The organism is Variovorax flavidus, assembly GCF_030317145.1.
Lineage (GTDB): Bacteria > Pseudomonadota > Gammaproteobacteria > Burkholderiales > Burkholderiaceae_C > Variovorax > Variovorax flavidus.
Window position 1 is genome coordinate 30,378 of the sequence record NZ_JASZYE010000018.1, and the last position, 11,806, is coordinate 42,183.

The 11,806-nt window shown below is 62.9% G+C and carries 8 protein-coding genes; all 8 read left to right on the forward strand.

Annotation, left to right across the window (positions count from 1 at the left end; genetic code table 11):
* Nucleotides 1-291: 291 nt before the first annotated feature.
* The 8 genes from QTH90_RS30955 to QTH90_RS30985 all read left to right on the forward strand — a co-directional run bounded on the left by QTH90_RS30955 (nucleotide 292) and on the right by QTH90_RS30985 (nucleotide 11,137).
* Nucleotides 292-981, forward strand: a complete 690-nt coding sequence (locus QTH90_RS30955) for a response regulator (RefSeq protein ID WP_286668422.1) — start codon at nucleotides 292-294, stop codon at nucleotides 979-981.
* 121 nt (nucleotides 982-1,102) lie between these two features.
* Entirely contained in the window at nucleotides 1,103-1,369 is a 267-nt protein-coding gene (locus QTH90_RS31600) for a DUF2917 domain-containing protein (RefSeq protein ID WP_353506655.1), read from the forward strand.
* 60 nt (nucleotides 1,370-1,429) lie between these two features.
* The gene (locus QTH90_RS30960; protein ID WP_286668423.1) at nucleotides 1,430-3,262 is read left to right on the forward strand and encodes a sensor histidine kinase; all 1,833 of its coding nucleotides are present in this window, start codon (nucleotides 1,430-1,432) and stop codon (nucleotides 3,260-3,262) included.
* Nucleotides 3,263-3,663: 401 nt separating this feature from the next.
* Nucleotides 3,664-4,578, forward strand: coding sequence for a DMT family transporter (locus tag QTH90_RS30965; RefSeq protein ID WP_286668424.1), 915 nt, complete (start codon nucleotides 3,664-3,666; stop codon nucleotides 4,576-4,578).
* A 22-nt stretch (nucleotides 4,579-4,600) separates the two neighbouring features.
* Entirely contained in the window at nucleotides 4,601-5,068 is a 468-nt protein-coding gene (locus tag QTH90_RS30970; RefSeq protein WP_286668425.1) for a hypothetical protein, read from the forward strand.
* Between the two features lie 525 nt (nucleotides 5,069-5,593).
* Nucleotides 5,594-6,046, forward strand: coding sequence for an MFS transporter (locus tag QTH90_RS30975; protein WP_286668426.1), 453 nt, complete (start codon nucleotides 5,594-5,596; stop codon nucleotides 6,044-6,046).
* 39 nt (nucleotides 6,047-6,085) lie between these two features.
* A complete protein-coding gene (locus QTH90_RS30980; RefSeq protein ID WP_286668427.1) occupies nucleotides 6,086-6,274 on the forward strand; it encodes a hypothetical protein in 189 nt (62 codons plus the stop codon).
* Between the two features lie 360 nt (nucleotides 6,275-6,634).
* Nucleotides 6,635-11,137: an autotransporter domain-containing protein gene (locus tag QTH90_RS30985; RefSeq protein ID WP_286668428.1), complete on the forward strand. Its 4,503-nt coding sequence runs from the start codon at nucleotides 6,635-6,637 to the stop codon at nucleotides 11,135-11,137.
* Nucleotides 11,138-11,806 lie beyond the last annotated feature (669 nt).

Below are 11,806 nucleotides of genomic sequence, written 5' to 3' on the forward strand. Positions count from 1 at the left end.
TCATGCATATGGGAGGTGTTGGGGTTCGCCGCACCAAAGAGGGAAGACCTGCAGTAGCGCGCGTAGCGTATCTCGACTTGCCATGCCTGTATCACCAACGTTTGGAAGGATACTTTTGGACAACCTCGAGCAGAGTCCAAGCTGTCGAGCTGAGTGCGAGTGCGAGTGCGAGTGCGTTCGGGACTTTGGATCCACAAAGTTGGGTAGATGGCGCCGACAGCCCGTCGGCCTGGAATTGAGTGAGCCCTTGCGACGTTAGACTCTTCGCGTCCGCATCTATCGGGTCGCCTCATGACAGAGTCGGGTCAGGTCATTTCCGTCCTAATTGTCGAAGACGATGAGTTCCTGCTCGCCGAGTTCGTCGAGATGGTGCGCACTTCTCAAAAATTGGGTCTGGCAGGCACGGCGACCAGCTTGGCAAGTGCGAGGGCCTCCATGGCGAAGCTGGGCCCTCCAGATGTGGCCGTGATCGATCTGGGGCTCCCCGATGGAAGTGGCATCCAGCTGATTCGCGAGCTGCTGGAAATCTCGCCCCGCGTTCGGGTGTTGGTAATGACGGTGTTCGGCGATGAGGCACACGTTGTGCAGGCGCTGGAGGCTGGCGCGAGCGGGTATCTGTTGAAAGAGACCTCTCGGCAGGAGTTGGAAAAGGCGATCTTTCAGGTGAATGCGGGCGAAGCACCCCTTTCAGCGGCCATTGCGCGGCACTTGCTCAAGCGACTTGCCCTTGCGTCGTATCCGCCAAACGCAACAACGGGACGGAGCCCTCGCCCAACTCATACCCTGGACGCGCTGACCGAGCGGGAAATCGAGATTCTGTCGTATATCGCCATTGGCCACTCTGTGCCCGAGACGGCGGAACTTCTGTCGCTGTCACGTCATACCGTGAGCACGCACGTAAAGAACATCTACGACAAGCTAGCCGTGAACAACAGGACCCAGGCGGTAAACCGCGCCAGAGCGACTGGCCAACTGCGCTGACGTTGGAAGGTAGTCGACGGCCTGCGAATACCGTGATTCAGGCATGCGCTGGGCTAGCGCGATGCGTACCTTCGGTCGTCATCGAGGACGCGCTATGGCCCTACTATCGACCGCTTCGAGAATGATTGTCTTGCCGTATGCGCCAACACGATTGCGCATGGCACGTGGCACCGTCGTTCGCGTCGAGCGAGGGTGCATCTGGATGACGCAGGAAGGCCGGCACGAAGACGTCTCCTTTCATGCGGGTCGCACGTGCGAAGTGATGGTCGACGGACTGACTGTGTTGACCGCTGGTTTTCGTCAGCCTGCCGTGGTGACCCTGATGCGAGCGATCTCGGGATCCGGACACCTCCTCCAGACTGGGGAGGTTGACTCCGGCGATGGTTGACCATTTTTAGACGGGCTGTCACGCTCCACGCCATTCCATTCACAGAGAGGCGGCGTCCTCATGGGATTCTCGGCGGCGTGGGGCCCGCTGCGTAGCTGCGTCATTGCGTGCGGAGTCCTGATCGCAGGGGGCACGTCCGTCGCATGGCTCGCGCGCGCCGATGCGCCCGGCATGGGCGTAGTCGACCTGCGCTTCGACCGCGCCGACTCAGTGGTCAGCGACGCCGACAAAACCCCTGCCGGCGCCTGGGAGACAACGGTCCTTCCGGATGTCTGGCATCGCTCTCATCCGAAGCTGGACGGCATGGTTTGGTACCGCGTGCGCTTCATGCTTGATGAACCGCCGTCGCACGCCACCGCACTGTTTGTGGCTACCGTGGCGGTCACGGGCCAGTTCATCTTCAATGGATCGGTTCTAAATCCGGCCACCCGGTTTCTGCAGCCTGGTGGCCACATCGGCAGCCAGATGACCAACCAGTCACACCTCATGCTGTTACCTTCGGGACTCTTTCGAAAAGGAGAGAACGAGTTGCTTGTGCGCGTTCAGGGAAATCCGGTCGCGGGCGGGCGACTGTCGGTGATCCGTGTGGGACCATTCGCGTCGTTGCACACGGCTTGGCTCGTGCGCGAGATCCCGCAGCGGGTCATTCCCCAGGCGTTGCTCACCCTGATGGTGGCGACGTTGCTTTTCGCATGCATCATTTCATGGCGCCAGGGACACTTCGAGAATTGGCGTTTCGTGCTCGTGACAGCGCTATGGACGGCCCTTCTCGTCGTCTATCTCTTCCCCGATCTGCCACTGACCGCGGACGAGCACCTTCTTCTCATCTCCTTTCTGGTGAATTGCTTCACCTGGGCGCTGCTCGATCTGATTTGGCGCGTCAGTCGCAGCACGTGGCACTGGTTCCCGCATGTGCTGCGCGCGACCGCTTTGCTCACGCTGGCGGCTCTTGTCGCGGTCGCTTTGATCCCGGGGTCGATCCTGGCGGTGACCGTGATTTCGCTGCCCTTCGCCGTGTTGCGGCTCGTCGCGACTGCGATGCTGTGGCGTTGGGCATGGCAGGAACGCAGTTGGCGCGCGTTCGCGCTGGCGGGTGCAGAGCTGATCTGGTTTCTGGGCTTCGTCCAGTTCCTCGGCTTGGTGGCGGGCGTTCTGCCCAGGGATCCCTTCATGCTGACGCCGAGCGATTCGTTGCCGATGTTCTGCGTGCTGCTTTTCTTCTTCGTTGAGCGATTCGTGCGCGACCGTGAGCAGGCCGCGCGAGAGCAGCAGGCGGCCATTGTTGAAGAGCGTGCGCGACTTCTGACCGACATGCACGATGGCCTGGGCGCTCAATTGACCACGGCCCTGCGCCTGGCGCAAAAGAGGGACGGAGATCCCCAGGTGCTGGTTCACAACATCGAGGATGCCCTGCAGGACCTTCGCTTCATTGTCGATTCGCTGGACCTGGCTGGCAATGACCTTCTCGCGCTGCTTGGCAACCTGCGCGAGCGCCTTACCCCTCGGCTGGCTGCGCTGGAGATCCAACTGCACTGGAAAGTCGAGCCTTTGCCGTCACTCGACGGCTTGACGCCGCAGGGTGCGCTGGCGGTGCTGCGCGTGGTCCAGGAAGCGCTGAACAATGCGGTGCGCCACGCTTGCGCAAGCGCCATCACAATCACGGCGGCGCCGGCCGGCCGTCATGTGCTGATCGAGGTCGCCGACAACGGCTCCGGGCTCGCTGCGGGCGTGCCCGGCGCCACCGTCGCCGGCCGCGGCCTTGCGGGCATGCGCAGGCGTGCTGATCGACTCGGGGGCACACTGAGTGTGGGGCCGGGGATCGAGGGCGGGACACGGATCTCCCTTCGGCTGCCAACCTCGATAGCGCCGCGCGACGATTCGACGCGTTGGTGACGCAGTCTCCCGCATGCAAGGGTTCACTAAGGCGGCGCCAACTTCGTTCATCAAATACCCTGATTGGGGTATGTCCCCCGACGGCTCGATCTCTACGATCCGGTTCGCGCACTCTTTGGTTGCGCATAGTTCGGGGGCACCATGCAATCCTCGCATCCAACGATTCGTCCAGGTGGGTTGGCAGAAGACCGATCCTTCGCGCATCGCAGCTTCACGTTGGCTGTCAGCGTGACAGCAGCGTGGCTGGTCCTGCTTGCAGGAACGCTTGCGGCATTGGTGGCGGATGGAAGTCTGCCATCGGGCGTGCAGGTCGCTCCGCTGACGCTGGAGGGGACGCCCATTGCCTCGGCTTGTCCGGCTGCACCGGCAAAGTGCCAGGCGGCCCACGAATTCGGCCCGGCATGATCCCAACTGCGTTGGCCCCGCTTTCCTTCGCGGCGCTCTTGTTGCTGGCCGGCATGCTTGCCGGCAGTGTCGTCGCTGCACGGATTGCGTTCGACAGTGGCACGAGCATCTACACCGCGCTCGCGGTCCGTAGTGGGGTCACCGCTTGCCTCTTGTTCGTTCTGTGCGCGGTGGGTCGGATTCGAGCGACGCCGAACTCGCGGCAGGGGTGGATGCTTGGCGCGATCGGCCTCCTTCTTGGCCTGCAAGGCATTTGCCTGTATTCGGCGGTGCAGGTGCTTTCGGTAGGAATGGCGGTGCTTGTCTTCAACACTTACCCGATATGGATCGGGTTGGCCTCCTGGGGCTTGTATCGCCAGCGTTGTGGTCGAACGGTGTTGATCGTCATGCCGATCGTCCTGATCGGCTTGGCTCTGGCCCTGGACGTGTCGGCGGGACGGACCCTGCGCGATTCGTTCGGGGCTTCTCTATTACATGGGTATGGCACCGTGTTGGCGCTTGCTGCCTCGGTGTTGTTCGCCCTGGCCCTGACATTGACGCAGCATGAGGTCGTCGAACTAGACGGACGCTTTCGCAGTGCGTGCACCTTGCTGGTCGTTAGTTCCGTCGCCCTGCCTGCGGTCTGGATCGGAGGAGGGCCGGCCTGGCCAGGCTCGACTTCGGGCTGGTATGGATTGGCGGCACTGACCATTCTCTACGGGAGTGCAATCACGATGCTGTTCACCGTGCTTCCGCGGCTTGGCGTTGCGGCCAATTCGCCCATCATGAGCGTTGAGCCTGTGATGGCGATGGGCCTCGGCGCGCTGATCCTCGACCAGCACGTGACGTTGCATCAGGGGGCTGGCGTCCTGACAGTTGTCGGGGCGGTCATTTTCCTTGGCTTGCGCAAAGCGTCGAGCGCTTCATCGTGATACTTGAGGCTGGGACGCTCCTATGGTCAGCCCGTGGTTCAAAGCCCATTTCGCAGCCGCTGCTGCAGAGGGGCGTTCGGGAACAATCCGGCTCATTGGCTCCTTCCTCGCGGGAGCGCTGCTTTCGGGTGCCGTCTTGACGTTTGCGATCGAAAACCCGCAGTCGAAACCTGCGCTGACAGGTCATCACGCAAAGACGGTGTCTGCATACTCATACGTTCGTACGGGACAGCCGCGACTCGATGTCCTGCGCGACGAAGCTGCCCTCGGTGACGGGATTTCGAGCCGCGAGCTGACTGACGCCTTGCTGAATCGATATGACTTAACGGGTGATCTGGACGATCTCTTTGAGGCCGTGGTTTGGATGGACCAGCGATGGGCTGCTGCCGGTGACGCCTCTGGGGACATCTCCCAGATTCAGCGGGTGGCCGTGAGTTACTGCGGTCACCCCGTGGTGCGGTGGCACTGGATTTGTCTGCCGGGGGAGTGAGCTCAGTTCGAGCGCGGGTTTGATGCTGAGACGACAGTAACGCGTTCGGCGCGATCGCCAGGACGGTGATTGGGGCAAGGGGCCCGGAGCGGCAAAGGGCTACGTCTGCAATAGCCACGAGCGGAAGTTCAGGGGCAGAACACGCCTTATCGGGAACAGTCCCTAAGCAGTCATCAGGCGTGCACACCGTTAGTCGCGTACGTGCCCTTTGCGGACTTGCCGAACTTTGGGAGGCCTTCGCATCGCGGCCATGATCGGCCTGTCGTGCACCGATCTCCTATGGCCGGTCGCACCCACAAAGCGGTCCAATGGGCGCACCACCGCGCACGAGCGACTCGCGAACGAGCCTTGCCCTGCCTGGAGCTAGTCAGCAGATGATCAAATCTGGCGCCTTCGCCGCGTGATGGTGCGGCAGCGAGGCTCGAACGCGATCCGGATCGTCATACCCAGTGAGTGCGATCGATACCATCGACATCCTGCAGATTGCCTTCGGCACGCTCGGCTCGGTGGCCGGTGGCCGGTGGCATGCTCGGCGACCGCTTCGCGCGAAGGCTGGATGGCGGCCACGCGGTCTTCATGGCGGTGCTGGTGGTCGTGTGCGGCCCCCTCGTGGTCGCCTATCGTTTCGCGCCCGCGGGCTCAGTGCTCTTCTACATCGGGATGTGTGCCGGCTTCTTCCTTCCGTTGGCGCTATATGGTCCGGCGAACGCGGTGATCCAGGGACTGGTGCCGGTTCGCATGCGCTCGACCGTCGCGGGCTTCAACATGTTCCTGATCAACCTGTTCGCGAGCGCGATCGGCAACTTTGCGCTCGGCTTCGCGAGCGACCGGCTCGCCCAGGGCGGCTCGGCAATGCCACCGACCACCGTGCTTCCGGTGTTGGACATCATGGCCTTGCGTCGGGGTTGCTTTTCTGGTTGGCCGCGCGTGGCCTGCGCAAGACCGGCCGCCTTCCCGCTGCTAGCGAAACGCTGGTAACAGCGGCCATGCACTGATGGCCCACGGGGAGCTCGCGCCATGACTGATTGCGCGCGTCGGATCGCCGATGCCTTCCTCGCCGAGATGGCGATCTTCTTCAAGGAGCATGACATGACCCCCACGGCCGAGGGCACCCCCGTGAGCACCGAGTGCCACGGCCTCGTGCCCGTCGCCCCCTCGACCGCCTTGGACTGCGACAGGAGTTCCGTCCGGCGTACCCGCCAATGATCACAAGGAGACAACAACCAGAGCGCGCGCTTCTGCAGCGACGTGATCGAGCGCCCCGACCTGGGCAAAAAAAGGGCTAGGGACCAAGAATGCCTTGTAGGTCTTTGGACCACAAGTTCGCAGCCTTAAGCGTGGCGCTTTCAATTTGAAACATCAACGGGGACCTTGCCCCATGGCCGCGCTTGCCACCGGCAGTAGACAGGAGGATGCTCCGCCGTCATCAAGCTGGCTGACTCCGAACTGACTTTCAATTGCAGTCGAAGCAGCCCAGAGCTCCGTTAGCGCGTCACCCAACCGGCACGCATCTGCTCGCAGCGATGCAATAAGCAGTGCGTGTCATCGAAAAAGAAGGAACGCAACATGCTCTCGACCTCCGCCGTCGTCACCTCCTTCAACCAGGCAGCGCTCGCGCGCACCAGCCTTCCGCGACTAAGGCGCCGACGAATCAGCACGGCTATCGCGGTGCTGTGTGGCGTCGAACTCCTTGCTCCAATGCCTGCGGGCGCTCAACTGAATGTCACGGACGGATCGACGGTCAACGTCTCCGCTCCCAGGGACGAGAGCGTCGTGAACATTGGCAGCCCTTCGGGCGCTGGCATTGTCAATGTCATTACCGGCGGTAACCTCAACGCCACGCCAGCGGGTCCGCCCGCTCCGATCATTCAACTCGGTAACGGTGGCAATGGCACGCTGACGGCATCGGGTACAGGCCAAATCACCGGCTTCGGGCTCAACATCGGCGCTGGCGGACTCTTCAATCTCGCCGCCGCGACGGGCGTCGCGCCCAATCCCGCAGTCTTCGTGCTCCAGAACCTGTCGGGCTCCGGCACCATCGTCCAAGGGACCAACGCCGTGGTCGTCGGTGGTGACGGAACCTCCACGAGCTTCTCCGGGCAGATTGCACTCGACGGCATCTCGTCGGCTGCGGCCCACGGCCTGTTCGTCAAGGCAGGCAGCGGCACATTGACCATCGACCGCGCCACCATCGGCCGGGTGAACCCGGTACAAGAGGGCGAGTTCGTCGTGAACGGCGGCGCGATCGCGATCGCGCAGGCCGGCCAGGAGACTCGCGTCGCTGTCCTCGTTCTTGGTCTGACGACCGGCAACGCGGGAGCGTTGAATGTGAGTGGCGGCACGCTCAATATCGATACGACCTTGACCATGGGCTCCTTCGGAGGCAGCGGCACTGCGACGCAAAGCGGTGGCACCGTGGCACTCGCACCGGGCTGTGGTGACGTAGCCCGCTGCATAGGCTTCAACATCGGAAATCAGGGGGGCACCGGGGTCTACAACTTGTCCAACGGCATGTTGAGCTTCACGGGTCCCGGCTTCGTCGTGCTCGGTCGGAACGTCAACCAAGGCGCCACCAGCGGGATCTTGAACATCGCTGGTGGGCAGATGCTCGTAAACGGTGGCGGAACCGTGGTCGTCGGCAACAACGTCGTTACCCCCGGAGTTGGTCCAGCAAGCGGAACAATCAATCAGACCGGCGGCACGCTGACCATCGACAACTCCGCCAGCTTCTATCTTGCGGGCAGTGGCACAGCGACGTACAACCTGAACGGCGGGGTGCTGCAGATTGGCGGCGCCTCCCTCGGACACAACTACCTTAGCGGCGCCGGCACCTATGCGTTCAACCTGGGCGGCGGAACCATCCAGGTCATCGGCAGCCCGCTGGTCACCGACGTCAATGCGACGCTGGCCGTTGGCACGAACTCGACCATCGACACCGCTGGTCTCGGCGCGACTTGGTCCGGGGTGTTATCGGGCAGCGGCGGCTTGATCAAGGCCGGCGCAGGCACCTTGAACCTGGGCGCCATCAACACCTACGCGGGCCTGACCAACATTGCCGCCGGGACCTTGGCACTCGGGCCGGGCGGACTGGTCGTAGGGCCTGTGAACGTGGCCAGCGGAGCCACTTTCGACTTAGCGGCGGTCACGACACCGATTCCGGGCCTCGGTATTCCTGGAGTGGGTCTTCCGAGCCTTACTGGCGCGGGCGCCGTCAATGCCGGTACACGAACGTTGGTGGTCGGTGCCGACAATGGCCACCAAAGCTACTCTGGAACTGTGTCGTTCATCGGAAACGCGTGGGATACCCCGCACGGCACTTTCATCAAGGCCGGCACCGGCACGCTCACGATCGACAACGCGACCTTTGGAAGCGCTGCAGCCGGCGGCGAACTGATCGTCGGCGGCGGGGGTGCGCTTGCTCAGACAAGCGGAGCTACGAATGCGGGCTCGCTGGTGCTAGGCCTCGGCGCAGATCCGGCGACCAATGTCGGCTCTCTCAACGTCAGCGGCGGCAGCCTCACGCTAGGCCAGAGCCTGACGCTGGGATCGTTCGGCGGCACTGGGACCGTCAACCAGACTGGCGGCAACGTCGCCATCAATTTCTGCGGTGACATAGCTCACTGCGCTGCCTTCAGCATCGGCAATCAAGGTGGCACCGGCGTCTACAACATCACCGGCGGTTCGCTCGCGTTCAATGGGCCGGGGCAGATGGTGATCGGTCGCAACGAGAGCGCTGGAGTGCTGACGCCAAGCACCGGTACCTTGAACATCGGCGGCACTGGGCAGGTCACAGTGAACGGTGCCGATCTCATCATCGGCAATCACCTGGCGACTGCCGCGGCCCAAGGCACAGGCACGATTCAGCAAACCGGCGGCACCCTGACGATCGCGAACAATGCCAACCTCTATCTCGCGGGAAGCGGTGGCGGTACATACAACTTGAACGGAGGTACCCTGCAGGTGGGTGGCAGTTCATTGCGGCGCAATTTCGAGAGCACAACCGGCGCCTACGCATTCAACCTGGGTGGTGGAACGATCCAGGCTTTCGGAACGGCACTGTCTACCGACGTCAACGCGACGCTCGTGGCCGGAACGACCTCGACCATCGACAGCAACGGCCTCGGCGTGACCTGGACTGGCCTGCTGTCGGGTGACGGCATCCTAGCCAAGTCAGGTGCGGGGACGTTGACGCTGCCCAGTGCGAACACCTACACCGGCGGCACTGCGCTTAAAGGAGGCCGGCTGGACATCGGCAATGCCGGCGCGCTCGGAAGCGGCGCGCTACGCATGGACGATGGCACCACGCTCGGCTTCACGGTCGACGGCCTGGCGCTTGCAAACAACATCGAATTGACGGGCAGGAATGACCCCGTGATCGACACCGGCGCATTCAGCGAAACGATCAATGGTCAGATTTCTGGTACCGGTGCATTGAGCAAGGACGGGGCCGGCGTGCTCACACTCACGGCGGCCAATACGTACAGTGGCGCGACGACCGTAGCCGCCGGGACGTTGCGCGCCGGGGCGGCGAATACTTTCAGCAGCGGCTCAGCGCATAGCATCGCCAGCGGCGCCGCGCTGGATCTCGCCGGTTTGCCGCAACGCATCGCCGGCCTGAACAACGCCGGCACCGTGTCGGTCGGCGCCGGGACGGGCAACACGCTGACCATCGCAGGCCCGGTGGTGGGTAGCGGCGGGGTGGTGGCGGTCGGTGTGGGTCCTGGTGGCGTCGCGGATCGGCTGGTGCTTGATGGGGCGGCGGCGGTGGCGAGTGGAGTGACGAACCTGCAGTTCACCAACGTCGCCGGACTCGGCGGCATTACGGTCGGCAACGGCGTCGAGGTAGTGACCGGCATCAATGGCGCGAATACGACCGCACAGACCACTCGCAACGCGTTTACTGCCTACGGGGGACACGTGGATGCTGGTGCGTTCGAATACAAGCTCTATCCGGCTGACGCTTCGGGCGCCGGCGAGAACTGGTACCTCCGCTCGACCATCCAGCCGCCTCCCGAACCGTCGCCTTCTCCCGGCCCAACGCCAGGACCGACGCCTCCTTCACCCAATCCAGGGTTCGTCCCGCTCCCGATCCCGACTTACCGCGTCGAAGCTCCTTTGCTGGCTGCACTGCCGAGCCAGATGCGGCAAAGCGCCGTGGCGATGATCGGTAATCTGCATCAGCGCATCGGCGACGACGACGTAAAGGGTTCTGGGCCGGTATCGGCAGACCCAGGCCTTTCGGATCGTCGCGCCTGGGCGCGGGTGATCACGACGGACATGAACATCCGCCAAGAGGGCACCGTCAGTCCGACCAGCGACGGTCGCCTGAATGGCGTCCAAGCGGGTACGGATGTCTGGGCCAATCCGAACTGGCGCGTCGGCCTATACGTCGGACAGCTTGACGGTGACGTAGACGTCAGCGGCTTCGCACGCGGCATTCAAGGACTTTCTGTGGGAAGCAATGATCTGCGCAATCAGTTCTTCGCCGCTTACGGCACGTACACGAACCAGGACGGGTGGTATGCAGATGCGGTGCTGCAGGCAGGGCGCCATCGGTACACGCTTCAGCCGTTGGGTGGCCTGCGGTTGAATGGAAAAGGCACCAGCCTGATCAACTCGCTGGAAGGCGGGAAGTCTTTTCCGCTCGGGGGCACTTGGAGCATTGAACCGCAGTTGCAGATCGCCTACCAGAAGCTCGACATTGACGACCTGGGGGTCGCCTTCACGCGGATCGTGCAGGACGCCGACAGCAACTGGCTCGCGCGCGCTGGCGTGCGCTTGAAAGGACAGATCGCAACCGGCGCCGGGATGCTGCAGCCCTACGGTCGCGTGAACGTCTATTGGGCCTCCAACCAGACGGATGTTCTACGCTTCAGCACGCCCAGCGCATTGACTGAGCTCCAGAGCCCGACCGGGCACACCTCCACCGAACTCGCCGGTGGCTTCACGCTGGCAACAAACGAACGCGTGAGCGTGTACGGCGAGGTTGGCAAGCTGTGGGCTTCGGGTGGGGACGCCAGGCTCAAGAATTCGGTGCAGGGCTCGCTCGGCGTACGTGTGCGCTGGTAGGTCGTCGGGCTTTCGGCGACAGGCGGGTGACAGCTCCCCTGACCGTTGGCTCCGCTGCCACAAGAGCGATGAGCCGCGCGACCATGCTGTACGTACTCGTCGCGGCCAGGAGCTCCCATGCTGTGCAGTCCGAATGGTAGCTCCGGCATCTTCGACCCCTGTCGTTCGCACGGCCGCCACTTGGCGATCAAGGGTAAATGACGTAAGCGGGCCTGAAGCGCCTGCTAGCCGACAGGCTACAGTCGGCCAGAACCAGTCATTCGACGATGGAGCCCAGATGTTCACTTGGATTGGCAAACAAGGAGTGCGAAGCAGCGAGGGCTTCGAGGTGCAGAGCATCGACAGGTTCTCCTTGCTATAGAGAGAGGGCTCGCAAACTGTGACGGTCTACGTGGAACATGGCTCGTATGGTGGAGGGCAGTTGGTGAGCATCGAAAGAGGCGCCTTCGCCCATTGGGACAACCTGCGCTTGACCAATTCCCCGGAGAAGCAAGCTCAGATGCGCGCGAACTTCGCGGCCGCCATGAAGTTTCAAGGCATTGCCGTAGAGCCGTAAATGGCTGCGGATTCAACCGGTCGATGCAACACACTGAAAACTGCCGTAGGCAGAAGGATGTTGCAGATGAAGTATCGAACGCGGACCTACTACACGGACAGCCAGAAGGCGCT